Source organism: Collimonas sp. OK412, assembly GCF_900112135.1.
GTDB lineage: Bacteria > Pseudomonadota > Gammaproteobacteria > Burkholderiales > Burkholderiaceae_D > Collimonas > Collimonas rhizosphaerae.
In genome coordinates, this window is the sequence record NZ_FOLC01000001.1 from 394,451 (window position 1) to 421,085 (window position 26,635).

General features: G+C 60.5%; 24 protein-coding genes. 18 read left to right on the forward strand and 6 right to left on the reverse strand.

What is annotated here, in order from left to right:
• Nucleotides 1-78 precede the first annotated feature (78 nt).
• The 15 genes from rlmN (at nucleotide 79) to BM062_RS01795 (ending at nucleotide 15,990) form a co-directional block, all read left to right on the forward strand.
• The gene (gene rlmN / locus BM062_RS01725) at nucleotides 79-1,254 is read left to right on the forward strand and encodes a dual-specificity RNA methyltransferase RlmN (protein ID WP_092392413.1); all 1,176 of its coding nucleotides are present in this window, start codon (nucleotides 79-81) and stop codon (nucleotides 1,252-1,254) included.
• Nucleotides 1,251-2,093, forward strand: a complete 843-nt coding sequence (gene pilW, locus BM062_RS01730) for a type IV pilus biogenesis/stability protein PilW (protein WP_092392415.1) — start codon at nucleotides 1,251-1,253, stop codon at nucleotides 2,091-2,093. The genes rlmN and pilW overlap by 4 nt, the downstream gene beginning before the upstream one ends.
• A complete protein-coding gene (locus BM062_RS01735) occupies nucleotides 2,086-3,057 on the forward strand; it encodes a helix-turn-helix domain-containing protein (protein WP_092392417.1) in 972 nt (323 codons plus the stop codon). Before pilW ends, BM062_RS01735 begins: the two co-directional genes overlap by 8 nt.
• Before the next feature lie 23 nt (nucleotides 3,058-3,080).
• Nucleotides 3,081-4,346, forward strand: coding sequence for a flavodoxin-dependent (E)-4-hydroxy-3-methylbut-2-enyl-diphosphate synthase (gene ispG / locus BM062_RS01740; RefSeq protein ID WP_092392419.1), 1,266 nt, complete (start codon nucleotides 3,081-3,083; stop codon nucleotides 4,344-4,346).
• Nucleotides 4,347-4,386: 40 nt separating this feature from the next.
• Nucleotides 4,387-5,769: a histidine--tRNA ligase gene (gene hisS, locus BM062_RS01745; RefSeq protein WP_092392421.1), complete on the forward strand. Its 1,383-nt coding sequence runs from the start codon at nucleotides 4,387-4,389 to the stop codon at nucleotides 5,767-5,769.
• Nucleotides 5,770-5,793: 24 nt separating this feature from the next.
• On the forward strand, nucleotides 5,794-6,444 hold the full coding sequence (locus BM062_RS01750) for a tetratricopeptide repeat protein (protein WP_092392423.1): 651 nt from the start codon (nucleotides 5,794-5,796) through the stop codon (nucleotides 6,442-6,444).
• Nucleotides 6,445-6,465: 21 nt separating this feature from the next.
• Entirely contained in the window at nucleotides 6,466-7,608 is a 1,143-nt protein-coding gene (bamB, locus tag BM062_RS01755) for an outer membrane protein assembly factor BamB (protein ID WP_092392425.1), read from the forward strand.
• Between the two features lie 21 nt (nucleotides 7,609-7,629).
• A complete protein-coding gene (gene der, locus BM062_RS01760; protein ID WP_092392427.1) occupies nucleotides 7,630-8,973 on the forward strand; it encodes a ribosome biogenesis GTPase Der in 1,344 nt (447 codons plus the stop codon).
• A 140-nt stretch (nucleotides 8,974-9,113) separates the two neighbouring features.
• Entirely contained in the window at nucleotides 9,114-9,350 is a 237-nt protein-coding gene (gene hfq, locus BM062_RS01765) for an RNA chaperone Hfq (protein ID WP_019141241.1), read from the forward strand.
• 45 nt (nucleotides 9,351-9,395) lie between these two features.
• Nucleotides 9,396-10,544, forward strand: a complete 1,149-nt coding sequence (gene hflX, locus BM062_RS01770) for a GTPase HflX (protein ID WP_092392429.1) — start codon at nucleotides 9,396-9,398, stop codon at nucleotides 10,542-10,544.
• 82 nt (nucleotides 10,545-10,626) lie between these two features.
• Entirely contained in the window at nucleotides 10,627-11,919 is a 1,293-nt protein-coding gene (hflK, locus tag BM062_RS01775) for an FtsH protease activity modulator HflK (protein WP_092392431.1), read from the forward strand.
• Complete coding sequence (gene hflC / locus BM062_RS01780; RefSeq protein WP_092392433.1) at nucleotides 11,919-12,815, forward strand: protease modulator HflC; 897 nt, start codon at nucleotides 11,919-11,921, stop codon at nucleotides 12,813-12,815. The genes hflK and hflC overlap by 1 nt, the downstream gene beginning before the upstream one ends.
• Before the next feature lie 165 nt (nucleotides 12,816-12,980).
• Complete coding sequence (locus tag BM062_RS01785) at nucleotides 12,981-14,129, forward strand: ATP phosphoribosyltransferase regulatory subunit (protein WP_092392435.1); 1,149 nt, start codon at nucleotides 12,981-12,983, stop codon at nucleotides 14,127-14,129.
• 3 nt (nucleotides 14,130-14,132) lie between these two features.
• On the forward strand, nucleotides 14,133-15,446 hold the full coding sequence (locus BM062_RS01790) for an adenylosuccinate synthase (protein WP_092392437.1): 1,314 nt from the start codon (nucleotides 14,133-14,135) through the stop codon (nucleotides 15,444-15,446).
• 7 nt (nucleotides 15,447-15,453) lie between these two features.
• The gene (locus BM062_RS01795; RefSeq protein WP_014005912.1) at nucleotides 15,454-15,990 is read left to right on the forward strand and encodes a phosphoribosyltransferase; all 537 of its coding nucleotides are present in this window, start codon (nucleotides 15,454-15,456) and stop codon (nucleotides 15,988-15,990) included.
• Between the two features lie 63 nt (nucleotides 15,991-16,053).
• On the opposite strand, the gene BM062_RS01800 is transcribed toward BM062_RS01795, so the two are convergent.
• The 6 genes from BM062_RS01800 to BM062_RS01825 all read right to left on the reverse strand — a co-directional run bounded on the left by BM062_RS01800 (nucleotide 16,054) and on the right by BM062_RS01825 (nucleotide 22,932).
• On the reverse strand, nucleotides 16,054-17,268 hold the full coding sequence (locus tag BM062_RS01800) for a Gfo/Idh/MocA family protein (RefSeq protein ID WP_092392439.1): 1,215 nt from the start codon (nucleotides 17,266-17,268) through the stop codon (nucleotides 16,054-16,056).
• A 2-nt stretch (nucleotides 17,269-17,270) separates the two neighbouring features.
• Nucleotides 17,271-18,323 carry a sugar phosphate isomerase/epimerase family protein gene (locus BM062_RS01805; protein WP_092392441.1) on the reverse strand — a complete coding sequence of 351 codons (1,053 nt, stop codon included), beginning with the start codon at nucleotides 18,321-18,323 and terminating at the stop codon, nucleotides 17,271-17,273.
• 60 nt (nucleotides 18,324-18,383) lie between these two features.
• On the reverse strand, nucleotides 18,384-19,361 hold the full coding sequence (locus tag BM062_RS01810) for a substrate-binding domain-containing protein (RefSeq protein WP_254784857.1): 978 nt from the start codon (nucleotides 19,359-19,361) through the stop codon (nucleotides 18,384-18,386).
• Nucleotides 19,362-19,449: 88 nt separating this feature from the next.
• On the reverse strand, nucleotides 19,450-20,454 hold the full coding sequence (locus BM062_RS01815; RefSeq protein ID WP_092392443.1) for an ABC transporter permease: 1,005 nt from the start codon (nucleotides 20,452-20,454) through the stop codon (nucleotides 19,450-19,452).
• Complete coding sequence (locus BM062_RS01820; protein WP_092392445.1) at nucleotides 20,435-21,922, reverse strand: sugar ABC transporter ATP-binding protein; 1,488 nt, start codon at nucleotides 21,920-21,922, stop codon at nucleotides 20,435-20,437. Before BM062_RS01820 ends, BM062_RS01815 begins: the two co-directional genes overlap by 20 nt.
• 2 nt (nucleotides 21,923-21,924) lie before the next feature.
• Entirely contained in the window at nucleotides 21,925-22,932 is a 1,008-nt protein-coding gene (locus BM062_RS01825; protein WP_092392447.1) for a LacI family DNA-binding transcriptional regulator, read from the reverse strand.
• 217 nt (nucleotides 22,933-23,149) lie between these two features.
• On the opposite strand from BM062_RS01825, the gene BM062_RS01830 reads away from it, so the two are divergent.
• The 3 genes from BM062_RS01830 (at nucleotide 23,150) to BM062_RS01840 (ending at nucleotide 26,632) form a co-directional block, all read left to right on the forward strand.
• Complete coding sequence (locus tag BM062_RS01830) at nucleotides 23,150-24,445, forward strand: MFS transporter (RefSeq protein ID WP_092392449.1); 1,296 nt, start codon at nucleotides 23,150-23,152, stop codon at nucleotides 24,443-24,445.
• Between the two features lie 160 nt (nucleotides 24,446-24,605).
• Nucleotides 24,606-25,598: an inositol 2-dehydrogenase gene (iolG, locus tag BM062_RS01835; protein WP_092392451.1), complete on the forward strand. Its 993-nt coding sequence runs from the start codon at nucleotides 24,606-24,608 to the stop codon at nucleotides 25,596-25,598.
• On the forward strand, nucleotides 25,595-26,632 hold the full coding sequence (locus BM062_RS01840; RefSeq protein WP_092392453.1) for a Gfo/Idh/MocA family oxidoreductase: 1,038 nt from the start codon (nucleotides 25,595-25,597) through the stop codon (nucleotides 26,630-26,632). Before iolG ends, BM062_RS01840 begins: the two co-directional genes overlap by 4 nt.
• Nucleotides 26,633-26,635 lie beyond the last annotated feature (3 nt).

A 26,635-nucleotide genomic window follows, 5' to 3' on the forward strand; every position in this document is an offset into this window, starting at 1 on the left:
AATGCTTTGCATAGTTGTGGGCAGGGAAGCGCGCCGCACGGCGCCCCTGTCCTGCAATTATTTTGAATTGGAAATGCCATGACTGCTCTCACCAACCTGCTGGATCTGGATCCCGCACAACTGACCGCTTATTGCGGCGAGTTGGGTGAGAAGCCGTTTCGCGCAAAACAACTGCTGCGCTGGATCCATCAATTCGGCGCACACGATTTCGATGCAATGACAGATCTGGCCAAGTCATTGCGTGACAAGCTGGCGACGCGGGCGATGATTGCCGCTCCCGCCGTGATCAGCGATCACACTTCAACCGACGGCACCCGCAAATGGCTGCTCGACGTCGGCCAGGGCAATGCGGTGGAGACGGTGTTCATTCCCGAAGAAAACCGCGGCACCCTGTGCATTTCGACCCAGGCCGGCTGCGCCGTGAACTGCCGCTTCTGCTCCACGGGCAAGCAAGGCTTCAGCCGCAACCTGACGGTCGGTGAAATCATCGGCCAGTTATGGATGGCCGAGTTTGAACTGCGCAAATCCAAGGGCATCGAGCCCGGCCATAAAGGCGAGCGCCAGATCACCAACGTGGTGATGATGGGCATGGGCGAACCTTTGCTGAACTATGAGCCGACGGTGACCGCGCTCAAGCTGATGCTGGACGATAACGCCTACGGCCTGTCGCGCCGCCGCGTGACCTTGTCCACCAGCGGCGTAGTGCCGATGATCGACAAGCTGTCGCAAGACTGCGCGGTAGCGATGGCGGTATCGCTGCATGCTTCCAACGACACCTTGCGCGACGGCCTGGTGCCGCTCAACAAGAAATATCCGCTGCGCGACCTGATGGCGGCCTGCAAGCGCTACCTGGAATTCGCGCCGCGCGATTTCATCACTTTTGAATATTGCATGCTGGATGGCGTCAACGATACCGACGCCCACGCGCGCGAACTGGTCGCCCTGGTGCAGGGCCACGCAGGCGGGCCAGCCGTACCTTGCAAATTCAACCTGATTCCGTTCAATCCTTTTCCCGAGTCGGGATTGAAGCGTTCGAACAATCCGCGCATCAAGGCTTTCGCCCAGGTCCTGATGGACGCCGGCATCGTCACCACCGTGCGCAAGACGCGCGGCGACGACATCGACGCTGCCTGCGGCCAGCTCGCCGGCGAAGTGCAAGACCGGACTAGGGTGCAGGAACGCATGCAGAAAATGACCGAATATCAACAGAAATTCGGGAAGAATTTTGGCCGTATCATCGAGGTGTCTCAGTGATAGAAAAAGTAAGCAGCAAGCTAGGGAGCTGGCAAAGCCGGCTGGTGTTCGCCACGGCTACCTTGTCGTTATTGACCGGCTTGAGTGCTTGCACCACGCCACCGTCGAGCAGCGACAGCGAGGGTGGTTCGCGCCGCGAACTGGCGACCAGCTCGGACCAGACCGAAGCGCAGCGCCGCGCCGGCATTCGTTTGCAGCTGGCGATCGGTTATTACGAACAGCACCAGCTGGAAGTCGCGCTGGACGAAATCAAGCAGGCTTTGGTGGCAGATCCTGAATTGGGCGATGCCTATAGCGTGCGTGGACTGATCTACATGGAGATGTCTGAAAATCGCCTGGCCGACGATAATTTCCAGCACGCCCTGCGGCTGTCGCCGAGCAATCCGGATTACGCCAACAACTATGGCTGGTTCCTGTGCCAGAACGGCCGTGCCAAGGAATCGATCGCGCAATTCGAGACGGCGCTGAAGAGCCGCAACTACCAGTCGCCGGCAAAAGCCCTGACCAACGCCGGTGTCTGCAGCCTCAAATTCAACGATACCGTGGCGGCGCAGCGCTACCTGTCACAGGCGTTCCAGTTCGATGCCAGCAATCCCCTGACGAACGCCAAGCTGGCGCAGCTGGCGTATGACCGCAACGATTATGAACGGGCCCGGTTTTATATCGGCCTCGTATTGAAAACCGATGTGCAGAATGCGGAAGCATTATGGACAGCCATCAAAGTGGAGCGCAAGTTGGGTGACACAGCTGCAGAGGCAAGTTTGGCGACGCAATTGCGCCGTCGTTTTGGTGGTTCCCCTGAATTCGCCGCATATCAGCGCGGGGCGTTTGATGAGTGAGCCTGAACAGCTGAAAATCGCGGATGCCGACCTCGCAGGCGAGGCAAGCGCAGTGCCTGAAACCGCCGGCGCCAATTCCGGGCAGCTCTCGCTCGGCGAGCAGCTGGCCGGCAGGCGGCAAGAACTGGGCTGGTCGGTGCAGGATGTGGCCAGCCACCTGAAGCTGGCGCCGCGCCAGATCGACGCCATGGAAAACGATAATTACGCTGCGTTGCCTACCATGGTGATGACACGCGGCTTTATCCGTTCCTACGCAAAGCTGCTGGGCCTGGATGCGACCGCCTTGCTGGCGACCATTTCACCGGCCGTGACTGCGCAGCCGACAGCCAGCACGGTGCATGGCAGTCCCTTGTCGACGCCTTTCTCCGAATCCCGTTTTAGTTTGATGGGCCGCAATAAATTTGCTTATAAATGGCTGGTGGTGCTGGCGGTACTGCTGTTGCTGCTGGCGGTGGCGATACGGCTGGATGTGATTCCCGTGGTGCAGAACACGCTGCAGTCGCTGGCTGAAAAATCGGCTGCCGCGGGCAGCGCGGCAAGCACGGAAGACAAGGCAGTTGCACCAGCTGTCGAAACGCAGGCTGTCGAAACACAAGCTGTCGATACGGCGGCCAATGCGGCCTTGACTGCCACTCCTGCTCCCGCTGCGAGTGCGGCGGCGGTGTCCGAAACCGGTGTCAATGCAGTGCCGGCGAACACCCAGGTCGTGAATCCGGCGACAGCCGGCGGCGGTGAGCTGAGCCTGAACTTCCGCCAGGATTCATGGGTCGAAATCAAGCGCGCCGACAATACCGTGCTGATCTCGCGCCTGGCCAAGGCGGGCAGTGCCGAAACGGTGGATATGTCGCAGCCGGTCAATATCATCATCGGCAATCTTGCGGGCGTCGACGCGACGCTGCGCGGCGTGCCGGTTGACCTCAAGGCCGGTTCCAAAACCAATGTGGCCAGATTGAACCTGAAATAAGCGTGATGGAAAGAGAGCAGCCCATGCCGCAGACGAATTTGCCAATAAGTTCAGGCCCCAGCGTGCGCCGTCTTAGCCGCGGCGCAACGATCAGCTATGGCGATCGCAAGATCGTGGTTGGCGGCGGCGCGCCGGTGGTGGTGCAGTCGATGACCAATACCGATACCGCCGATGCGATCGGCACCGCGATCCAGATCAAGGACCTGGCGCGCGCCGGTTCCGAGCTGGTGCGCATCACCGTGAACAATCCGGAAGCGGCGGCGGCCGTGCCGGCGATCCGCGAGCAACTGGACAAGATGGGGATAGACGTGCCGCTGGTGGGGGATTTCCACTACAACGGCCATACCTTGCTGAACGACTTTCCCGAGTGCGCCCAGGCATTGTCGAAATACCGTATCAATCCGGGCAATGTCGGCAAGGGCGCCAAGCGCGACACGCAGTACGCACAGATGATCGAAGCCGCCTGCAGGTACGACAAGCCGGTTCGCATCGGCGTCAACTGGGGCAGCCTGGACCAGGCGCTGCTGGCGCGCATCATGGACGAAAACGCCCTGCGCAGCCAGCCATGGCCGGCGCAAGCAGTCATGTATGAAGCACTGGTGACTTCGGCGATAGAAAACGCGCAGCGCGCCGAAGAGCTCGGATTGGCGGCCGACCGCATCATCCTGTCGTGCAAGGTGTCGGGCGTGCAGGACCTGATCGCCGTCTACCGCGAATTGGCGCGGCGCTGCGATTATCCTTTGCATCTCGGCCTGACCGAAGCCGGCATGGGCAGCAAAGGCATTGTCGCTTCGACCGCAGCGTTGTCGGTGCTGCTGCAAGAAGGCATAGGCGACACCATCCGGATTTCGCTGACGCCGGAACCGGGCGGCGACCGCACGCGGGAAGTGATCGTCGGCCAGGAAATCCTGCAAACCATGGGCTTGCGCAAGTTCGCGCCGATGGTGATTGCATGTCCGGGTTGCGGCCGCACCACCTCGACCGTGTTCCAGGACCTGGCGGACAAGATCCAGACCTATCTGCGTGATCAGATGCCGGTCTGGAAAAAAGCCTACCCCGGCGTCGAAGGCATGAATGTGGCGGTGATGGGCTGCATCGTGAACGGCCCGGGCGAATCCAAGCATGCGAACATCGGCATCAGCCTGCCTGGCACCGGCGAATCGCCGGCGGCGCCGGTGTTCATCGACGGCGAGAAAAAACTGACGCTGCGCGGCGAACGGATTGCCGAAGAGTTCCAGGCAGTGGTGCTGGATTACGTGAAGAGCCACTACGGCCAGGCAGCAGCCTGATCCGAATAAATATTAATCATTACCTGCGTATCGAAAAAGAATGTCTGAAAATAAGAAAGCCGAAAAAATCGTCGGCGTAAAAGGTATGAACGATATCCTGCCGGCCGATGCTGCCTTGTGGGAATTGTTTGAAAACACGGTGGAATCGGTGCTGAAGAGCTACGGTTTCCAGAAAATCCGCACGCCTATCGTCGAACCTACCGCCTTGTTTGCACGCGGCCTTGGCGCCGTGACCGATATCGTCGAAAAGGAAATGTATTCGTTTACCGATTCGATGAACGGCGACAACCTGACCTTGCGTCCGGAAAGCACTGCCGGCGTGGTGCGCGCCGCGATCGAACATAACCTGACTTACGACGGCCCCAAGCGGCTCTGGTACAACGGCCCGATGTTCCGCCATGAGCGCCCGCAGCGCGGCCGCTACCGCCAGTTCCACCAGGTCGGCGCCGAAGCCCTCGGCTTTACCGGTCCGGATATCGACGCCGAACTGATCATGATGTGCCAGCGGCTGTGGGACGACCTCGGCTTGCAGGACGTGAAGCTGCAACTGAATTCGATCGGCGACGCGGAGGAACGCAACCGCCACCGTGCCGACCTGATCGCCTACTTTGAACAGCACAAGGACTTGCTGGACACCGATGCGCAACGTCGCCTGCATTCCAATCCGTTGCGCATCCTGGACACCAAGAATCCGGTCATGCAGGAAATGGTTAACGGCGCGCCGCAACTGCTGTCCTACCTGGGCGCGGAATCGCTGGCGCACTTTGAAGGCGTGCAAAAGATCCTGAACCACAACAATATTCCTTTCACCATCAACCCACGGCTGGTGCGCGGCATGGATTACTACAACCGCACCGTGTTCGAGTGGGTCACCGACCAGCTCGGTTCGCAAGGCACGGTATGCGGCGGCGGCCGTTACGATCCGCTGGTGGAAATGTTCGGCGGCAAGCCGACCCCCGCCTGTGGTTTTGCGATGGGCGTCGAGCGCTTGCTGGAACTGATGCGCGCCAACGGCGAGCAAGCCGTGCGCAACGAATGCGATGTATATCTGGTGCACCAGGGCGAAGCAGCACAGCTGCAATCGTTCGTGCTGGCCGAGCGTTTGCGCAATGCCGGACTGGATGTTGTGCTACATTGCGCCTCGTCCAATGCCGGCGGCAGCTTCAAGTCGCAGATGAAACGCGCTGACGCCAGCGGCGCTGCCTACGCCATCATTATCGGCGAGGACGAAGTGGCGAACCAGACCGCGACCGTCAAGACCCTGCGCGCCGAAGGCGATGGCGATGCCGAAAAAACTAGTGCCGGCAATCAAAGTGTCGTACCTTTCGATGCGGTCAGCGATTATCTGGTCGACCAGATCGTCGGCGCCGGCGACGATCACGACCATGGCGACGACCATGGGCACGTCCACTATCATCATTAATTCATCACTAAAAACTAAAATCATATGGCATTCGATCTCGACGAACAGGAACAACTGGCAACGCTTAAGGATTGGTGGAACAAATACGGCAATCTGACCACCTGGGTGCTGATTATTGCCTTGGCTGCTTATGCCGGCTGGTCCGGCTGGAATTATTACCAGCGCAGCCAGTCCTTGCAGGCTTCGCAGCTATACGACGAGCAGCAAAAGGCCGTTGCCGGCAAGGACAACGCCAAGGTGCAGCGCGCCGCTGCCGACATACAGCAGAAATTCGGCCGTACCGCTTACGCCGGCATGGCCGCCTTGTCGGCGGCCAAGGTGGCTTTTGACGCCAACGACCTGAATGCCGCGAAAGAGCAGCTGCAATGGGTGGTTGACCACGGCCGCGACGAAGACTACAAGGCGCTGGCCCGGATCCGCCTGGCCGGCATCCTGCTCGACCAGAAAGCTTATGACGACGGCTTGAAAGTGCTGGCGGCAGACCTGCCGGCGCCTTTCGCCAGCGCAGCGGCTGACCGCAAGGGCGACATCCTGGTAGCGCAGAACAAGCTGGACGAGGCGCGTGCTGCTTACCAGCTGGCGCTGGACAAGATGGACAGCAAGAATCCTGGCAAGGAATTGATTCAATTGAAACTTGATGCGATTGGCGGAGCTCCAGCCAAAGCCGCGGCCTGATAATTCGGAAAAAGGAAGAATATGCGTGTGAAGACTTTGCGAGCTGTTGCCTGTGCCGGTGCTTTGTTGATATTGGGCGGCTGTTCCTTGTTCAGTAGCAAGAAGACAAGCAACCTGCCAGCGCCTTTGGTTGAATTTACACAAAGCCTCAAGGTGCAGCCGGTCTGGAAACAGTCGATCGGCAGCGCTTCGATCTTCGCTTTCTCGCCTGTGGTTGCCGGCGACAGCGTGTTTGCCGCAGCGGCAGACGGCACCGTGGCGCGCATCAACGCCGCCAACGGCACGGTTGCCTGGCGCATCAGCGCGGGTACCCGCCTGACCGCCGGCGCCGGCAGCGACGGCAACACCGTTGCGGTGGCGGGTGAAAAGGGCATTGTGCTGGCGTTTGACGGCCAGGGCAAAAAGATCTGGCAGGCGCAAGCCTCCAGCGAGATCTTGTCGGCTCCGGCTGTAGGCCAGGGGCTGGTGGTCGTGCGCAGCCAGGATAACCGGATCGCCGCTTATGATGCGGCAACCGGCGAGCGCCGCTGGGCCGTGCTGCGCACCTTGCCGCCGCTGACCCTGCGTTCGGCGCCGGGCATCCTGGTTGTTCCACAGGCAACTTTCCTGTCCCTGCCGGGTGGCCGCTTGTCGGCGTTGAACCTGACTAACGGCGGTCCCTGGTGGGAAATGGCGATCGGCGATCCGCGCGGCACCACCGAGCTGGAGCGGGTAGCCGACGCTTCCGGCATGCCGGTGATTGTCGGCCGTGATGTCTGCGCCGTGGCCTACCAGGGCCGGGTCGGCTGCTTTGATGCCGGCAGCGGCACCGCGCACTGGGCCAAGCCGTTTTCCAGTGATGTCGGCGTCGGCAGCGACGGCAAGAACCTCTATGCGGCAGACGAGCATGGCGCGGTGTCTGCGTTCACCTTGGACAGCGGTGCTGTAGTATGGCAAAACAAGAAGCTTGCCAACCGTGTGCTGACTACGCCTGCCGTCTTGCCTAAAGCGGTGGTCGTGGGCGACTATGAAGGATATATCCACTTCCTGTCGCGCGACGACGGCGCCCTGATCGCACGGATTCGCGCGGACAGCAGCGCGGTCCTGCCGAACCCGGTGGTGGCAGGCTCCAACGTGATTTTTCAAACAAAATCCGGAACACTGATCGCGATTGCGACAGAGTAACAACTTAGTGAAAACAACTTAATGAAGCCAGTAATTGCACTTGTAGGACGTCCCAATGTCGGCAAATCGACCTTGTTCAATCGCCTGACGCGTTCACGCGATGCCTTGGTCGCCGATTTGCCCGGCTTGACTCGCGATCGCCATTACGGCGAAGGGCGGGTCGGTGAACGGCCATTCCTGGTGATCGATACTGGCGGTTTCGAGCCGGTTGCCAAAGACGGCATCATGCACGAAATGGCGAAGCAGACCAAGCAGGCGGTGGCGGAAGCCGATATCGTGATTTTCATCGTCGACGGCCGCCAGGGCCTGACGCCGCACGACAAGACCATCACCGACTTCCTGCGCAAATCGGGCCGTTCCGTGATGCTGGTGGTGAACAAATCCGAAGGCATGAAATACACTTCGGTCACCGCTGAATTCTACGAACTCGGCATGGGCGATCCGTATGTCATTTCGGCCGCCCATGGCGACGGCGTAACCGACCTGGTGGAAGAGTCGCTGGACCTGGCTTTCTCGCAGCGGCCGTCGGAAGAGGCGGAGCCGGAAGACAAGGACCGCGGCATCAAGATCGCCATCGTCGGCCGTCCTAACGTCGGCAAGTCGACCCTGGTCAATACCTTGCTGGGCGAAGAACGCGTGATTGCGTTCGACATGCCGGGCACCACGCGCGACTCGATCGAAATCCCGTTCGAACGCGACGGCAAGAAATACACCTTGATCGACACCGCCGGCATCCGCCGCCGCGGCAAGGTATTCGAGGCCATCGAAAAATTTTCCGTGGTCAAGACTTTGCAGTCGATCTCGGAAGCCAATGTGGTCTTGCTGCTGCTCGATGCGCAGCAGGATATCTCCGAGCAGGACGCGCACATCGCCGGCTTCGTGCTGGAAACCGGGCGTGCGCTGGTGGTTGGCGTCAACAAGTGGGACGGCCTGACCAGCGACCGCCGCGATGAAATCAAGATGGATATGGATCGCAAGCTGAACTTCCTTTCATTTGCGAAATTCCATTTTATTTCCGCACTGAAATCCACTGGCATCACGCCTTTGATGAAATCGATAGATTCAGCGTACGCAGCGGCCATGTCCAACCTGACTACGCCGAAGCTGACGCGCGCCTTGATCGAAGCGGTAGAGCACCAGCAGCCGCGGCGCAAGGGTTCGATCCGTCCGAAGCTGCGTTATGCCCACCAGGGCGGCATGAATCCGCCTATCGTCGTCATCCACGGCAACGCCCTGGAATCCATCGAAGACAACTATAAGCGTTATCTGGAAAAACATTTCAGAGAAACTTTTTCGCTGGTTGGGACTCCATTACGCATCGAGTTCAGATCCAGTCGGAATCCATACGCTCGCCAGGAAAAATAATTTTTTAAAAACACTTTTTTCTGAGCAGTAAATCCGAAAATCGTTTACATTCGTAAAACACCCACCGAGTCATTCGCAGAGTTCATTCTCGATTTTAGTTTGCATCTGACTTCTAATCACAACAACACAGTGGAGTAGCCATGAGTAATAAAGGGCAATTGTTACAAGACCCGTTTTTGAACGCCTTGCGTAAAGAGCATGTTCCGGTTTCCATCTACCTGGTCAACGGCATCAAGCTCCAGGGCCATATCGAATCCTTCGATCAATACGTCGTTTTACTGCGTAATACCGTTACCCAAATGGTATACAAACACGCCATCTCAACCGTAGTTCCTGCACGCGCTGTCAATCTGAATCTTGAATCTGAAGCAGAATAACTATTTGCCATCGGCGAGGGCCGTAGCAGCAACTCAAAAAATCCTATGCGCGCAGCGCTAGTCGGAGTGGACTTCGGCAAAGGCGACTTTGCCGCAAGTCTCGAAGAACTGTCTTTGCTGGCCAAGTCTGCCGGCGCGGTGCCGCTCGTCACCATCACCGGCAAGCGCAGCAGTCCTGACGCCGCCTTGTTTGTCGGTTCAGGCAAGGCACAGGAAATAGCCGACGCCGTGTTTGACGATGAACTAGAAATAGTCATTTTCAATCATGCGCTGTCGCCAGCCCAGCAACGCAATCTCGAACGTGTACTGAAAGTAAGAGTGCTGGATCGCACCAGCCTGATACTTGACATCTTTGCCCAAAGAGCCAAAAGCCATGAAGGTAAAGTGCAGGTCGAGCTTGCGCAGCTGCAACATCTGGCGACGCGGCTGATCCGCGGCTGGACTCACTTGGAACGGCAAAAGGGTGGTATCGGCTTGCGCGGTCCGGGTGAAACCCAGCTGGAAACCGACCGCCGCTTGCTGGGCGACCGGGTCAAGGCCCTGCGCGCCAGGCTCGACAAGCTGCACCGGCAGCATGCAACGCAACGGCGCGCGCGCGGGCGCAGCGCCACTATTTCGATTTCGCTGGTGGGTTACACCAATGCCGGCAAATCAACCTTGTTCAACGCGCTGGCGAAGGCCGGCGTGTATGCGGCGGATCAGCTGTTCGCGACGCTGGATACGACTTCCAGGCGGGTTTACCTGGGCGAGGCGGGCAGTGTGGTGATTTCCGACACGGTCGGATTCATCCGCGAATTGCCGCATCAGCTGGTGGCGGCGTTCCGGGCGACGCTGGAAGAGACCATCCATGCCGATTTGCTATTGCATGTGGTGGATGCGGCCAGTCCGGCGCGCATGGAGCAGATCGAACAGGTAAACCTGGTGCTGAAAGAAATCGGCGCCGACCATATTCCACAGATTCTGGTGTGGAACAAGATTGACGCGGCGGAACTGGAGCCGGCGGTCGAACGTGATGAGTATGATAAAATTCAGCGAGTTTTTGTTAGCGCGCAAAAGGGCCAAGGCCTGGATTTATTGCGGCAGGCTATCGCCGAATTCGTGACCGGCAACCGGACGTCCGGCGATCAGGCGGAAGACGATCAGGTGGCAGCGGCATATTCGATACCGGCCGTCGGAAATACGCAGCAGCTGTAACACCGTTCTAAAGTTTTGAAAGCAAGCGCCTCTAACGAGCATTCCAACCTATTTGTTTTATTTACTTAAAGATAACGATCGAATGCTTGGTACCTTATTCAAAAAACTTGGTGTTAAATTTTCGTTGAACGACCCGCAGTGGGGCCGGAATTCGCAAAATGACAACAAGCAAAATAACGATGGCAAAAAGCCAAACAACGGCCCTCCGGACCTGGACAAGCTGTGGCAGGATTTCAACCAGCGCCTGACGCGCCTGCTGGGCAATAAAAACGGCGGCGGCGATTCCGGTGGCGGCGGCTTCAATCCGGGCATGAAAGGCGCCGGCGTTGGAGTCGGCGCGATTGCAGCCGTGGTGGCCTTGCTGTGGCTGGCCAGCGGTTTCTTTACCGTGCAGGAAGGCCAGACCGGCGTTGTGATGACTTTCGGCAAGTACAGCCATTCGACCACTCCTGGTTTTAACTGGCGCTGGCCTTATCCGATCCAGAGCCATGAAATCGTCAACGTGTCCCAGGTGCGTACGGTCGAGGTCGGCTATCGCGCCAACGCCAAGAACAAGCAACCCAAAGAAGCCCTGATGCTGACCGATGACGAAAACATCATCGATATCCAGTTTGCCGTCCAATACACGCTGAAAAGCGCATCTGACTGGGTTTTCAACGTCCGCGATCCGGAAGAAACCGTGCGTCAGGTGGCGGAAACCTCGATTCGTGAAATCGTCGGCAAGAACAAGATGGATTTCGTTCTGTACGAAGGCCGGGAAAAAGTGGCGCTCGACACCAGCCAGCTGATGCAGCAGATCCTCGATCGCTACAAGGCCGGCGTGCAGATCACCAATGTCACGATGCAAGGCGTGCAGCCGCCGGAACAGGTGCAGGCCGCGTTTGACGATGCGGTGAAAGCAGGCCAGGACCGCGAGCGCCAGAAGAACGAAGGCCAGGCTTACGCCAACGACGTGATTCCGAAGGCGCGCGGCGCGGCATCGCGCTTGCTGCAGGAAGCGGAAGCGTACAGCGCCCGCGTCACGGCCAATGCCGAGGGTGATGCCTCGCGTTTCAAGCAGGTCCTGACCGAGTACCAGAAAGCGCCTGCCGTGACGCGGGACCGGATGTACCTGGATACCATGCAGCAGATTTTTGCGAATACGACCAAAGTCATGGTCGATGCCAAGAGTGGGAGCAATTTATTGTATTTGCCATTGGACAAGCTGATTTCACAATCGGTGGCTAACGCCGTGCCGGGCTCGGGCAGTACAGCGAGCAGCGCCGGCGCAGCGTCGCCGGGAATGAAGGACGGCGCCAGCACCGTGGAAACGCGGCCGCAGCCTGATGACCGTTCGCGTGACAGCCGCGACTCCCGCGATCGGGAGGGCCGATAATGAATCGCCTCATCTCCCTGCTGATATTCGTGTTCGCCGCGCTGTGGCTGGTATTTTCGACCATCTTCGTGGTCGATCAGCGCCAGTACGCGATCCTGTTCGCTTTTGGCGAAGTAAAACAGGTGATCAACCAGCCCGGCCTGCATTTCAAGTTGCCGCCGCCGTTCCAGAACGTGCTGTTCCTCGATAAACGGGTCCTGACCATCGATCCGCCGGATACAGACCGTTTTATTACCGCGGAAAAAATGAATATCCTGATCGACGCCTTTGTGAAATGGCGGATTACCGATCCGAAACTGTATTTCGTCAGTTTCGGCGGCGATGAAAAACGCGCCCAGGACCGCATGTCGCAAATCGTCAAAGCCGCTTTGAATGATGAAATCACCAAGCGCACCGTGCGTGAAGTGATTTCGGGCCAGCGCGGCAAGGTGATGGATTCGATTCGTCAAAAGGTGCAGGACGAATCCAAGCAGATCGGTGTCGAAATCATTGATGTACGCCTGAAGCGGGTCGATTACGTCGACCAGATCAATGCCTCGGTTTACGACCGCATGAAGTCCGAGCGCTTGCGGGTTGCCAATGAATTGCGTTCGACCGGTTCGGCCGATTCGGAAAAGATCCGTGCCGACGCCGACAAGCAGCGGACCGTGATCCTGGCGGAAGCCTATCGCGATGCGGAAAAGATGCGCGGTGAAGGCGACGCCAAGGCTTCGCAGATTTATGCCCAGGCATTCGGCCAGAATCCCGAGTTCTACAAGTTCTATCGCAGCCTTGAAGCGTATCGTGCGAGCTTCAAGACCCGCCAGGACTTGATGGTGATTGATCCGAACTCGGAATTCTTTAAATATTTCCGTAGTCCGGCCGGCGGCGGAGCGGTAGCGCCTGCAAAGAAATAGATTTTTGCTGCAGGGCTAAAGTTGTCCGGGAATGGCGCCCTCGCTTGAGGCGCCATTCCTTATTTTCGACGGCCATATAACTGTGTTTGTTTTATTGGTAACCGAATCCCCAGCCTTTAGCCAGATTGATCCACAAAAGTAATTTTCCCTAGATTCATTTTTCCTATGCCAAATTGGCTTCTCCCTGAAAACATCGCCGACGTCTTGCCGTCCGAAGCGCGCAAGATCGAAGACCTGCGGCGCCTGATACTGGATAATTTCCGCCTGTACGGCTACGAGCTGGTCATGCCGCCCATGCTGGAATACCTGGAATCGCTGCTGGCCGGCGCCGGCCAGGATACCGACCTGCGCACCTTCAAGCTGGTCGACCAGCTGTCCGGCCGCACCCTCGGCATCCGCGCCGACATGACCACCCAGGTGGCGCGCATCGACGCCCATCTGCTGAACCGCGAATCGGTCACCCGGCTGTGTTACGTCGGCAGCGTCTTGCATACCCGCCAGATCGGCTTGCACGCCACCCGCGAGCCGTTGCAGATCGGCGCCGAAATCTACGGCCACCTGGGGCTGGAAGCCGATGCCGAGATCCAGGAACTGGCGCTGGCCACCCTGGCGCTGGCCGGGATCACCCAGGTGCGCCTGGATTTGTGCCATGTTGGCATCTTGCGCACGATTATCGGCGGCGACGATGCCGCCAAGCTGGACGAATCCGAGCTGGTTGCATTGCTGGAAGCCAAGGATCTGCCTGGTCTGCGCACTATCAGCGTCAGCTACAAGCCGGACACCCGGGCCGCCTTGCTGGCCTTGCCAGGTTTATATGGCGACGCCGGCGTTTTGCAGCAGGCGCGGCAGGCGCTGCCGGCACTGCCAGCCATCGCCAAGGCACTGGACGAACTGGAAACTTTGGCGGAAGCAGCCGGGAAAGATTGCGTTACCGTCGATTTAGCCGATTTACGCGGGTATCATTACGAAAGCGGGCTGATTTTCGCCGCCTACGTGCCGGGCCTGCCGAATGCGATACTGCGCGGCGGCCGCTACGACGTCGGCGCGGCGTTCGGCCGTTCGCGTCCCGCCACCGGCTTCTCGATGGATTTGCGAGAGCTGGCAAGACTGATTCCGGTAGCAACCCGCAAGCGCGCGATCCATGCGCCTTGGGGAATTGAAGCAGGTTTGAAGGAAAAGATCGTTGAATTGCGCAAGGCTGGGGAAGTTGTGATCCAGAGTCTGCCCGGCCATGAAAACGATCAAGACGAGTTCGATTGCGACCGCGCGGTTGTACTCGAAAATGGAAACTGGATTATCAAAAATTTGGACTAAGTGATGTTACAGAAAAGCACCGCAAAAAACGTCGTTGTGATTGGCACCCAATGGGGCGACGAAGGAAAAGGCAAGATCGTTGACTGGCTTACCGATCACGCACAGGCAGTCGTGCGTTTTCAGGGCGGCCATAACGCTGGCCATACATTGGTCATCGGCGGCCACAAGACGGCATTGCAGCTGATCCCGTCGGGCATCATGCGCCCCGGCGTCGCTTGCTACATCGGCAACGGCGTCGTGCTGTCGGTGCCCGACCTGCTGCGCGAGATCGACAAGCTGCAGGTGGCCGGGGTGGAAGTTGCATCGCGCCTGAAGATTTCGGAAGCATGCCCGATCATCCTGCCTTACCACACCGCACTCGATGCAGCGCGTGAAGCAGCGCGCGGCGACGCCAAGATCGGCACCACCGGCAAGGGCATCGGCCCAGCCTATGAAGACAAGGTCGCCCGCCGCGCGATCCGCGTGGCCGACCTGCTCAACGAGAAGCGTTTTGCGGAAAAGCTGGCGGCCAACCTGGAATACCACAACTTTGTCCTGACCAATTACCTCAAGGCGCCGGCTGTCGATTACCAGAAGACGCTGGACGACGCCCTGGCGACCGTGCCGCGCCTGCGGCCGATGGTGGCCGACGTCTCGAGCGACCTGTACGCTGCCTACAACAACGGCGCCAGCCTGTTGTTCGAAGGCGCGCAGGGCAGCCTGCTGGATGTCGACCACGGCACTTACCCATTCGTCACCTCGAGCAACTGCGTGGCCGGCAATGCCGCCGCCGGCAGCGGTGTCGGCCCTAACATGCTGCATTACATCCTGGGCATCACCAAGGCTTACACCACGCGCGTCGGCTCCGGCCCGTTCCCGTCGGAACTGCCGACCGACCAGGGCGTCGGCAAGCACCTGGCCAGCGTCGGCCACGAGTTCGGCACCGTCACCGGCCGCGCCCGCCGCTGCGGCTGGTTCGATGCCGCGCTGCTCAAGCGTTCAGTGCAGATCAACGGCGTGTCCGGCATGTGCCTGACCAAGCTGGACGTGCTGGACGGCCTGGAAACGCTGAAGCTGTGCACCGGCTACACGCTCAACGGCAAGACCGTCGACATCTTCCCGGTCGGCGCCGAAGACGCTGCGCTGTGCCAGCCGATCTACGAAGAAATGCCGGGCTGGAGCGAATCCACGGTCGGCGCCAAGTCGATGGACGCCTTGCCGGCCACGGCGCGTGCTTACATCAAGCGCATCGAAGAATTGGTAGGCGTGCCTATCGATATGGTTTCGACCGGTCCGGACCGTGAAGAAACCATCGTTTTACGCCATCCATTTAAATAAAAGCAATATGAACAAATCAGATGATAAAGACCTGTGGGTCTCGTGGGATGAATATCACCGCATAATTGAAAAACTGGTATTGAACGTGCACGCATCCGGCTGGCAGTTCGACCAGGTCTTGTGCCTGGCGCGCGGCGGCCTGCGTCCCGGCGACGTGTTTTCGCGCATTTTCGACGTGCCGCTGGCGATCCTGTCGACCAGTTCCTACCGCGAAGATGCCGGCACGGTGCGCAGCGAACTCGACATCGGCAAGCACATCACCATGAGCCGCGGCGCCTTGTCCGGCCGGGTGCTGGTGGTGGACGACCTGGTCGATTCCGGCGTGACGCTGGACAAGGTCCTGCATCACCTGAAGGAAAACTATGCGCCGGTGACCGAGGTCAAATCGGCAGTGATCTGGTGGAAGGCATGTTCGTCGCTGAAACCGGATTTCTACGTCGATTACCTGCCGACCAATCCGTGGATCCACCAGCCTTTCGAGGAATACGACAGCCTGCGTCCGCACCAGCTGGAAGCCTGGAGCAAAAAAGGCGTATCGCGATAATCGAACGCGCTGAACAAAAAGCCCCGTTGCTTATACAACGGGGCTTTTTTACGCCTATACCGCCTATGCTTGTTGTCCCAGGCTGACCCAGCTGGCATCCTGCGCATGGCTGCGCAGCACCGCTTCGATGAATTCCATGCCTTGCACGCCATCCTCGACCGTGGTGAGGAAACGGCTATGGCTCGGAATGGGGCGGCCATCGTTGCGCGCGGCGATCTGCTGGGCGGCATCGACATAGAGCTGGGCAAACGCTTCCAGGTAGCCTTCCGGATGGCCGGCCGGGACCCGGGTGGCATGTTCCGCCGCCTGGCCCTGCACACGGCCGCGCGTGAGGCATTGCGCCTGGCCGCCTTGCGGCGTGAACCACAGCTGGTTCGGGTTCTCCTGGTCGAACGCCAGGCTGGCCTTGCTGCCGTACAGGCGCAGCCGCAGCGCATTCTCGCAGCCGGTGGCGACCTGGCTTGCCCACAGCGTGCCGCGGGCGCCGTTGGCGTAGCGCAGCATCACTTGCACATGGTCGTCGACCAGCCGGCCCGGCACAAAGGTATGCAGCTCGGCCAGCAGTTGCGCCGGGGTCGCGCCGCTGACGTATTGCGCCAGCTGATAAGCATGGCTGCCGACGTCGCCGAGGGTGCCCGCCGGGCCGTTGCGCGCCGGATCGGAGCGCCAGCCGAGCGCCGCCGGATCTTGCGTGCCGTCGTTGGCGGCGGCCGTCGCGGCGGGTATTTCGTCGGCCAGCCAATCCTGCGAATACTCCACTTGCAGCAGGCGCAATTCGCCGAGCGCGCCGGATGCGACCAGTTCCTTGGCATGGCGCACCATCGGGTAGCCGGTATACGTATGGGTCAGGGCGAACACCAGGTTCTTGCTTTGCGCCAGGGCTGCCAGCGCTTGCGCCTCTTGCAGGGAAACGGCGAGCGGCTTGTCGCAGATGACATGGATGCCGGCTTCCAGGAACGCGGTGGCGACCGGCGCGTGCAAGTAGTTTGGCGTGACAATCGCTACCACGTCGATGCCATCCGGGCGGGCGGCTTCGCGCCGCGCCATCTCGCGATAATCGGAATAGCTGCGGCTGCGGTCCAGGCGTATCGCGGCGGCGCTCGATGCCGCCCGCAGCGGGTTGCCGGACAGCGCTCCCGCCACCAGTTCGTAGTGATCGTCGAGCCGTGCAGCCATGCGGTGCACCGCGCCGATGAAAGCGCCGTCGCCGCCGCCCACCATGCCCAGCCGCAAGCGCCGTGGCAGCCTGGTTTCCTGTTTGCCGTGATTGATTCCCATGTCTAGTCCAATCCTAATATTTGTGCAATCTGCGAGGCTGGCACCTGGGCGCCGGCAAAATCGTCGAAAGCGCGTTCGCTGACGCGGATGATATGGCTGCGGATGAATTCCGCGCCCTCGGCTGCGCCGTCTTCGGGATGCTTGAGCGCGCATTCCCATTCCAGCACTGCCCAGCCGGGAAAATCGTACTGCGCCATCTTGGAAAAGATGGCCTTGAAATCGACCTGGCCGTCGCCCAGCGAGCGGAAGCGTCCGGCCCGTTCCTGCCAGTCGGAAAATCCGCCGTAGACGCCTTGCCGGCCGCTGGGACGGAATTCCGCATCCTTGACGTGGAACGCCTTGATGCGCCGGTGGTAGATGTCGATGAAGGCCAGGTAGTCCAGCTGCTGCAGCAGGAAATGGCTGGGATCGTACAGGATGCTGGCGCGCGGATGGTGGTCGACCGCTTCCAGGAAACGTTCGAAAGTCACGCCGTCATGCAGGTCTTCGCCGGGATGCAGTTCATAACAAAGATCGACGCCGGCATCGTCGAAGGCGTCCAGCACCGGGCGCCAGCGCCGCGCCAGTTCGGCGAATGCGGTTTCCACCAGTCCTGCCGGACGTTGCGGCCAGGGATACAGGTAGGGCCAGGCCAGGGCGCCGGAAAAAGTGACATGCGCGCGCAAGCCGAGCCGGCGCGAAGCGATGGCCGCGCAGTGCAGCTGGTCTTCGGCCCAGGCAGTGCGCGCCGCCGCGTCGCCGCGCAGCGCCGGCGGCGCGAAGCCGTCGAACAGCACGTCGTAGGCCGGATGGACCGCCAGCAGCTGGCCTTGCAGGTGGGTCGACAGTTCGCTGACCTGCAAACCGTGCTGCGCCAGCATGCCGGCGATATCGTCGCAATACGCCTGGCTTTGCGCCGCCAATTCAAGGTTGAACAGGCGCACGTCGGTAGGCAGCTGCAGGGCCTTGTAGCCCAGAGCGGACGCCCACCTGGCCATGTTTTCCAGGGTGTCGAACGGCGCCTTGCCGCCCATGTACTGGGCCAGAAACAGGGCCGGACCTAGTATCGTTTTCACGGTGCATTCCTTTCGTGCAAATCATGCAGGGCTGCGCCGCCGAAGCAGCGCGGCCCTGCTTTAAAACGGCGAATCGGGGAAATAAAACTGCTTGGCGTTCTGGTTGGTGATCAGGACCGAAGGGATGATGGTGGTCGCTGGCAGCTTCTCACCCTTGAGACGGGCTTCGGCGGTCATCTTGATGGCGTCGTAGATGAATTTCGGCGAATACGATACGTCTGCCTTGATCATCTTGTCGCCATCGATGATTTTCTTGACAGCACCCTTGGCGCCGGCGCCGCCGAAGATTTCCTTGATGTCGCTGCGCTTGGCCTGGTCGATGGCTTTCTGCACGCCGACCGCCATATCGTCATCGGCCGCCCAGACCGCGTCGATCTGGCGGAAGCGGGTCAGGTAGTCCTGCATGACCTTGAAGGCGTCGTCACGGTTCCAGTTGCCGTATTTGGCGTCGAGGATCTTGATGTCAGGATGTGCTTTCATGACGGCGCTGAAGGCATCGAAACGTTCGTTATCCAGCGTGGTCGAGATGCCGCGCAGCACCACGATGTTGCCCTTGCCGTTCAGCTGCTTGGCCAGGTACTCGGCCGGCAGCTTGCCGAACGCCGTGTTGTCGCCGGCGACATAAGCGTCCTGGGCGGCGGTATTGGTCAGGCCGCGGTCAACCACCGTGACATACACACCCTTGCCCTTGACCTGCGCCACCGGTTGGGTGAGAGCCGCCGATTCCAGCGGGAAGATCACCAGGGCGTTGATCTTGTTGACGGTCAGCATGTCTTGCAGCTGGTTAGCCTGTTCCGATGCCGCAGCCGAGGTCTTGACGATGATCTTCAGGTCGGGATGGGCTTTTTCCAGTTCTTTCTTGGCTTCATTGGCCCACCACACGATGCCGGAAGTGAAACTGTGGGTGGCGGTCGGAATGGCGACGCCGAGCGTGACCTTTTCGGCGGCGCAGGCGGGCAGGGCGGCGCCATACGACAATGCGGCCAGTGCAGCGCCCGCCAGCAAGCCGCGGCTAAAAATACGATGGATCGAATGCATGGTATCTCCTCCAGGTGGTGGTGCCGCTATCGGCATCCGGTTTTGAAACTACAAACGACAAACAACAAGGCGCCGCCGGCGGGAACCCTCAATGCCGGCCGCGCTGGAAATAAGCTACTGCGATGATGACCGCGCCTTGCACTGCCGCGTTCAGGTACACGCTGATGATGCTGGTCAGGTTAAGGATGTTGCTGATCACGGACAGCAGGATCGCTCCTACCACGGTGCCGACGATGCGGCCGGAACCGCCTTTGAGCGCGGTGCCGCCCACCACCACGGCGGCAATCGCTTCCAGCTCCCACAGCAGGCCGGTGGTGGGCGACGCCGAGCCCAGGCGCGGCACGTACAGCACGGTGGCGATGCCGACGCACACGCCCAGCAGCATATAAGTGCAGGTCTTGACGAAATCGACCCGGATGGCGGCGTAACGGGCTACCTGTTCGTTCGAGCCGATCGCTTGCACGTGGCGGCCGAACGCGGTGCGATTCAAGATCAGCGCACCGCCCAGCGCTACCGCCAGGAACACCCAGATCGGGATCGGCATGCCCAGCAGGTTGGTGTAGTAGACCGGGCTGTACAAATCCGACAGCTGGTTGTCCAGCGTCAGCGCGCCGCCGTCGGCCAGGTAGGTCAGCACCGAGCGGAAGATGCCCAGCGTTCCGAGCGTGACGATGAATGCTTCGATCTTGCCCTTGGTGATCAGCAAGCCGTGCAGGAAGCCGAAGGCCAGGCCGAGCAGCAGCGCCATCGCGATGCCGGTCACGACGATGGACAGCGGTCCGAGGGCGCCTGCGCTCATCAGCATGTTCATGAAATAAATCATGCTGCCGGCGATCAGCGCCGCCATCGAACCGACCGAGAGGTCGATGCCGCCGGAGATGATGACAAACGTCATGCCAACCGCGATGATGCCGATGAAGGCGGTCCGGGTCAGCACGTTCATCAGGTTGTCGACGGTGGCGAAATCGCCGTTGAGCAAGGTGCCGGCGATGCACAGGCCGACCAGCCCGAGCACCGGGCCCAGCCCCTTCAGATGATTGAGGTACTGGAAGAACCGGGCGGATGCGCGGGAATCAACGGGTGCCGGTAGCATGGGAAATCAACTCCTCTTCGGTCAGCTGGTCGCTGGCCAGCGTGGTTTTTACAACGCCCGCGCGCATGACGGCGACGCGATGGCACAGGCCGATCAGTTCGATCAGTTCGGATGAAATGACGATCACCGCCCGGCCTTCGGCCGCCAGGCGCTGGATCAGGAAATAGATGTCGCGCTTGGCGCCGACGTCGACGCCGCGGGTCGGCTCATCCAGGATCACCACGCGCGGATCGGCGTGCAGGTATTTGGCCAGCGCCAGTTTTTGCTGGTTGCCGCCGGACAGCATGCGCGCCTTCACCTGCGGATTGCCGGTGCGGATATTGAAATCCTGGATGGCGCGGGCGAGCGCCTGTTTTTCAGCCTGCAGGTCGAGCAGGGGATGGCTGTAACGCTCCAGCGTCATCAGGGTCAGGTTTTCGCGCAGGCCGAGATCGACATGCAAGCCCTTGCCTTTGCGGTCTTCGCTCAGGTAAGTCAGGCCGTGCTGCATGGCTTGCCGCGGGCTGCGCAGGTCCAGCTGCTTGCCGCCGATGGCGATGCGGCCGCCGCTGCGCGGGCGCAGGCCGATCAGCGCTTCCATGGCTTCGGTGCGGCCGGCGCCGACCAGTCCGGCAAACCCCAGGATTTCGCCGGCGCGCACTTCAAAACCGAGGTCCGGGATCCAGCCCGGCACCGCCAGGTTTTCCACCTTGAGCAGGACCGGGGCATCCGCCGCCGGCGGCGTCTTGGGCGGGAACATGTCCGATACGTCGCGTCCCACCATCAGGTTCGCCATCTGGTGGCGGTCCAGGCTGGCGGTCGGTTCGCGGGTGATGAAACGGCCGTCGCGCATGATGATGACTTCATCCGTGTGGTGCTCGATTTCATCCAGCTTGTGCGAGATGTAGATGATGGTGACGCCTTGCTGCTTGAGCTGCGCCATCAGGGCAAACAACCTTTGCGTCTCGCTCGATGTCAGCGTTGCGCTGGGCTCGTCCATGATCAGCAGGCGCGCCTTGCGCGACAACGCCTTGGCAATTTCCACCAGCTGTTTCTCGGCGACGATCAGGGCGCTGACCTTGGTGTCAGGGCTCAAGTCCAGCCCCACCTGGGCCAGGCAGGCTGCGGCTTCGCTGCGCATGGCGGCGTCATCCAGCAGCCAGCCCTTGCGTTTTTCATGGCCGAGGAAAATGTTCTGGGCGATGGTCAGGTGCTCGGCCAGGTTGAATTCCTGGTGGATCAGGACGATACCGCATGCCTCGGCCTGGCGCGAACCGGTGAAATGGCGGCACTGGCCGTCGATGAGCAGTTCGCCTTCGGTGATGTTTTCATAACCGGCCAGTATCTTCATCAAGGTCGATTTGCCGGCGCCGTTTTCGCCCAGCAAACCGTAGACCCGGCCCAGTTCCAGGTCGAAACTGACGCCATGCAGCACCCGCACCGCGCCAAAATCCTTGCGGATATTCTCGAAGCGGACGGCGACGCTCATGGTCAGCTGCTTTCTCTCTGGACCAGCTGGTGGGGCAGCAGCACGCCTTGCACGGTCGCCTCCGGGTCAGCCAGCCGCCGCAGCAACAGCTGCGCCGCGGTTTCGCCGAGGGCGCGCATGGGCTGGGCGATGGTGGTCAGCGCCGGCCAGGTCTGGGCGGCGATGGCGATATCGTCGAAACCCACCACGGCGACTTCCTCCGGCACCCGTTTGTTCAACTGGCGCAGGGCGCTCAGGGCGCCGATGGCCAGCGTGTCCGATACGGCGAATACGGCGGTGGGCGCGTCCGGCTGCGCCATCATCTGCAAGGTGGCGTGTTTGCCGGCTTCATAGTCCAGGCTGTCAACCTGGCGCCGCCATTGCGGGCGCGCCTGCAGTCCGGCGGACTGCAGGGCGTCAAGGTAGCCGCGCTGGCGCTCGCGCGCGTAGCGATAGCGCTGGTCCGAGTTGACCAGGCCGATCCGGGTATGGCCGCGGGTTATCAGGTGGCGCACGGCGTCGCCGGCGGCGCGGTAGTTGTCGACGCCCACATACGGCACGGCGATGCCGGGATCGAATTCGCAGCAGGCGACCCATGGCAGGACATTCGATTCGTTGGCCAGGGCGTGCTGTACGGTGTCGGGATCGAGGCAGATTGCGCCGTCGGCGCGGTGCGTGCGCAACAGGTCGAAGTAGGCGCTCTCGCGTCCGGCTTCGGCGCCGGTATCGCACAGCATGACGAAATAACCGTGCTCGCGCGCCACGCTGTCGATGCCGCGCACGATCTCCGAATAAAACGGATTGCCGACGTCCGGCACCATGGTCAGCAGCAGGCGGCTGGCGGCGGTGCGCAGGTTGCGCGCCAGGTGGTTCAGGCGGTAGCCCAGCGCCGTCACGGAGGCCATGACCTTGTCGCGGGTCCCTGGCCGTACGCCATCCATGTCGTTCATGACGCGTGATACGGTAGCCACCGATACGCCGGCATGCAGCGCGACAGCGGAGATCGAGGCGGACGTGGATTTAGGCGGCATGCGAGGAATTTGTTTGCTGTGGCCAATTTAAATGTAATCGATTACATTTGATTTATACGTGCTCGCTGCATGGCTGGCAAGGTGAATCCATGCTGTGATGCAACATCAAAACTGGATAGGGAAAGGGCAAGGAGAGGGAGAATTCAAGCGCAAGAAAGGGTTCAGAAAATAACCGAAACCGGGGTATCACCGCGGTCAAACAAAAAAGGATATGTCTATGAGCAGCATTGCAAGCAACAGCAGCAGCACCGTCGCAACGCCTTTCGAACAGCACCCGCAGACCTGGCGCGCAGTCATTTCGTCGTCCATCGGCAATGCCCTGGAATGGTTCGATGTCTTGCTGTACAGCGCCATGGCGGTCACCATCGCCAAGCTGTTTTTCCCGACCTCGAACCAGACCGTCTCGCTGCTGATTACCTTTGCCACCTTCGGCGTCTCGTTTTTCATGCGGCCGCTGGGAGCGGTCGTCATCGGCGCCTATTCCGACCGGGTCGGCCGCAAGGCGGCCTTGACGCTGTCGATCCTGCTGATGATGATCGGCACCTTGCTGATCGCCATCATGCCGACCTACGCGCAGATCGGCCTGTGGGCGCCGGCCGGCATCGTGCTGGCGCGCTTGCTGCAAGGCTTTTCCGCCGGCGGCGAATTCGGCAGCTCGACCGCTTTCCTGGTGGAGCATGCGCCGCACCGGCGCGGATTCTTTTCCAGCTGGCAGGTCGCCAGCCAGGGCCTGAGCATCGTGCTGGCGGCGCTGGCGGGTGCGCTGCTGTCGTCGCAGCTCTCCACCGAGCAGCTGGAATCGTGGGGCTGGCGCTTGCCGTTTTTCTTTGGCTTGCTGATCGGGCCGGCCGGCTATTACATCCGCAAGAACCTGGAAGAGTCGCCTGAGTTCGCCCAAGCCGACGCAACCCGTACGCCGCTGCGCGACATCATGGCGAGCCAGAAGATGCGCCTGCTGATCGGTTCCGGCAGCGTCATCATGGCTACCGTGTCGGTCTACCTGGTGGTGTACATGCCGACCTATGCGGTCAAGCAGCTGGGCATGACTTCGACCGCCTCGTTCAGCGCCACCATCCTGGCCGGCCTGATCATGCTGCTGTTTTCGCCGGTGGTCGGCCAGTTGTCCGATAAATATGGCCGCACCCCGTTCATGCTGGGCAGCAGCGTGCTGTTCGTGCTGCTGACTTACCCCCTGTTTTCCTGGCTGTCGCTCAACCCGAGCTTTTTCAACCTGCTGCTGGTGCAAGGCGTCATCGGCTTGCTGATGACTATGTATTTCGCTTCGATGCCGGCGCTGCTGTCTGACATTTTTCCTGTTCAGACCCGTGGCACCGGCATGTCCCTGAGCTACAACATCGCGGTGATGATTTTCGGCGGTTTTGCAGGCATGACGATTACCTGGCTGATTGCGGTTACAGAGAACAAGCTGGCGGTGACCTTTTACGTGATCGGCGGGGCATTGCTGAGCGTGCTCGCCACGCTTGCCGCGCGTTACAAGCTGCGCTTGCGTTAAACGCTGGAAATGCATGGCAGTCAAGGTGGCTTGCCTGTCATGCAAAAAATATTCGATTAAAAAATTAAACGAAAAATTGTTTCTATTTTTAAGAATCGTGCCTACAATGGCAGAAAGCGGCAACCAGACCAAAATACAAACATAGACTCGGAGATGAACCATGATGAACGTTGCGGTGTTCGGCGCCGGCCGTATCGGCAAGATCCATGCGGGCAACCTGGTGCTGCAGCCGGGCGCCAGGCTGAAATATGTGAGCGACGTCAACCTCCAGGCGGCGCAGGAACTGGCGGCGCAGCATGGCGCGCAAGTGGCGGATATCGATAGCGTCCTGGCCGATCCCGGCATCGGCGCGGTGCTGATCGCTTCCAGCACCGACACCCACGCAGAGCTGATCATGCGGGCGGCGGCGGCAGGCAAGGCGATCTTTTGCGAAAAGCCGGTCGACCTGACGCTGGAGCGCGCCAAGGCATGCGCGCGCGCGGTGGCGGACGCCGGCGTGACTTGCATGATCGGTTTCCAGCGCCGCTTCGATCCGACATTCCATGCGCTGAAGACGCGCCTGGCGGCAGGGGAAATCGGCGATCCGGAAATGCTGATCGTCACCAGCCGCGATCCTGGCGCGCCGCCGGTGTCGTATATCAAGAGCTCGGGCGGCATATTCAAGGACATGCTGATCCACGATTTCGACATTTTCCGCTGGATACTGGATGACGAGGCTGTCAGCATCTCGGCCACCGGTAGTTGCCTGACCGACCCGGCGATCGCCGAAGCCGGCGACATCGATTGCACCGCGGTTACCATCCGCAGCCGCCGCGGCCGCCTGTGCCAGATCAATACCAGCCGCCGCGCCGCGTATGGCTACGACCAGCGTTTCGAAGTGCTGGGCAGCAAAGGCATGCTGCAGGCCGGCAATCACAAGCCGACCGAAGTGATCGCCGCCACCGGGTACAGCATCAGCCAGGACAAGCCGGAACATTTTTTCCTGGAGCGCTATCGCGCTGCTTATGCCAGCGAGATCGCCCATTTCTTTGATGCGGTGGTCAACCAGGTTGCCGTGCGCACCACGATAGAAGACGGTGTCAAGGCGCTGGAACTGGCTGAGGCGGCAACCTTGTCGTGGCGTGAAAACCGTACCATCGAGCTGGCCAAATGAGCCGGGCGCGGACACTGAAAGTTGGCATCGTCGGCCTTGGCAGGCTAGGGCGGCGCCATGCGGAAAACCTGATGTCGCGGGTGGCCGGCGCTGAGCTGGTCGCGGCTTGCAGTCCCTTGCCGGCGGAACTCGAATGGGCGCGCGCGATGTTCCAAGTACAGCTGCAGGTGCCGCACCTGTATGCCGATTACGGAGCCTTGCTGGCGCATGACGGGCTGGATGCGGTGTTCCTGGTGACGCCGACATCCTTGCACCCGCAGCAGATCATCCAAGCCTTGCAAGCCGGTAAACACGTGTTTTGCGAAAAACCCTTGTCGCTGGACCTGGAAGATTGCCGCCGGGTCAGCGCCGAGGCGGCACGCCATCCGCAGCTGAAGGTGATGATCGGCTTTGTGCGCCGGTTCGACGCCAGCTACCAGGATGCGTACAAGAAAATCCAGCAGGGCGCCATCGGTGCGCCGTTCATGGTGTATTCGCAGACTTGCGACCAGTACGATCCGGATGGGTTTTTCGTCAAATTCGCCGCCACCAGCGGCGGCATCTTCCTCGATTGCAGCGTGCACGATATCGACCTGGCGCGCTGGCTGCTCGGCAACCCGCAGGCGGTCCGGGTCTACGCCGGCGGCACCCGCGCCATCCACCAGGATCTGCAGCAGTTCCAGGACGTCGATAACGGCGTCGCCATTTGCGAGTTCGATAATGGCAAGATTGCCACCTTTTACGCCTCGCGCACGATGGCGCACGGACACGACACCATGACGGAAATCACGGGGACGGCGGGACGCCTGACAGTGGGCAGCAATCCGCGCAAGAACCGCGTGGAGATTGCCGATGTCCATGGCGTCCGCAACGAATGCCTGCCCAGTTTCTTCGAGCGTTTTGAGGATGCCTTCCTGACCGAGGTCAGCACGTTCGTCGATGCGATACGCCGGGAGCAAAAGCTGGAGCTCACCCTGGATGACGCTACCGAGGCAACCCGGATCGGTATTGCCTTGCGCGAGTCATTGCTGTCCGGGCAAGCGGTCCTGCTGTAACTG

Excerpts from the sequence above, each read along its gene's own strand:
- ispG (WP_092392419.1), top strand. The coding sequence starts at position 3,081 with ATGCCGCAGACGAATTTGCCAATAAGTTCAGGCCCCAGCGTGCGCCGT.
- bamB (WP_092392425.1), top strand. The coding sequence starts at position 6,466 with ATGCGTGTGAAGACTTTGCGAGCTGTTGCCTGTGCCGGTGCTTTGTTG.
- BM062_RS01785 (WP_092392435.1), top strand. The coding sequence starts at position 12,981 with ATGCCAAATTGGCTTCTCCCTGAAAACATCGCCGACGTCTTGCCGTCC.
- BM062_RS01840 (WP_092392453.1), top strand. The coding sequence starts at position 25,595 with ATGAGCCGGGCGCGGACACTGAAAGTTGGCATCGTCGGCCTTGGCAGG.
- der (WP_092392427.1), top strand. The coding sequence starts at position 7,630 with ATGAAGCCAGTAATTGCACTTGTAGGACGTCCCAATGTCGGCAAATCG.
- BM062_RS01820 (WP_092392445.1), bottom strand. The coding sequence starts at position 21,922 with ATGAGCGTCGCCGTCCGCTTCGAGAATATCCGCAAGGATTTTGGCGCG.
- BM062_RS01750 (WP_092392423.1), top strand. The coding sequence starts at position 5,794 with ATGGCATTCGATCTCGACGAACAGGAACAACTGGCAACGCTTAAGGAT.
- BM062_RS01790 (WP_092392437.1), top strand. The coding sequence starts at position 14,133 with ATGTTACAGAAAAGCACCGCAAAAAACGTCGTTGTGATTGGCACCCAA.
- hflK (WP_092392431.1), top strand. The coding sequence starts at position 10,627 with ATGCTTGGTACCTTATTCAAAAAACTTGGTGTTAAATTTTCGTTGAAC.
- iolG (WP_092392451.1), top strand. The coding sequence starts at position 24,606 with ATGATGAACGTTGCGGTGTTCGGCGCCGGCCGTATCGGCAAGATCCAT.
- hfq (WP_019141241.1), top strand. The coding sequence starts at position 9,114 with ATGAGTAATAAAGGGCAATTGTTACAAGACCCGTTTTTGAACGCCTTG.
- BM062_RS01815 (WP_092392443.1), bottom strand. The coding sequence starts at position 20,454 with ATGCTACCGGCACCCGTTGATTCCCGCGCATCCGCCCGGTTCTTCCAG.
- BM062_RS01800 (WP_092392439.1), bottom strand. The coding sequence starts at position 17,268 with ATGGGAATCAATCACGGCAAACAGGAAACCAGGCTGCCACGGCGCTTG.
- BM062_RS01830 (WP_092392449.1), top strand. The coding sequence starts at position 23,150 with ATGAGCAGCATTGCAAGCAACAGCAGCAGCACCGTCGCAACGCCTTTC.
- hflX (WP_092392429.1), top strand. The coding sequence starts at position 9,396 with ATGCGCGCAGCGCTAGTCGGAGTGGACTTCGGCAAAGGCGACTTTGCC.
- BM062_RS01795 (WP_014005912.1), top strand. The coding sequence starts at position 15,454 with ATGAACAAATCAGATGATAAAGACCTGTGGGTCTCGTGGGATGAATAT.
- BM062_RS01735 (WP_092392417.1), top strand. The coding sequence starts at position 2,086 with ATGAGTGAGCCTGAACAGCTGAAAATCGCGGATGCCGACCTCGCAGGC.
- hflC (WP_092392433.1), top strand. The coding sequence starts at position 11,919 with ATGAATCGCCTCATCTCCCTGCTGATATTCGTGTTCGCCGCGCTGTGG.
- BM062_RS01810 (WP_254784857.1), bottom strand. The coding sequence starts at position 19,361 with ATGCATTCGATCCATCGTATTTTTAGCCGCGGCTTGCTGGCGGGCGCT.
- hisS (WP_092392421.1), top strand. The coding sequence starts at position 4,387 with ATGTCTGAAAATAAGAAAGCCGAAAAAATCGTCGGCGTAAAAGGTATG.
- BM062_RS01825 (WP_092392447.1), bottom strand. The coding sequence starts at position 22,932 with ATGCCGCCTAAATCCACGTCCGCCTCGATCTCCGCTGTCGCGCTGCAT.
- rlmN (WP_092392413.1), top strand. The coding sequence starts at position 79 with ATGACTGCTCTCACCAACCTGCTGGATCTGGATCCCGCACAACTGACC.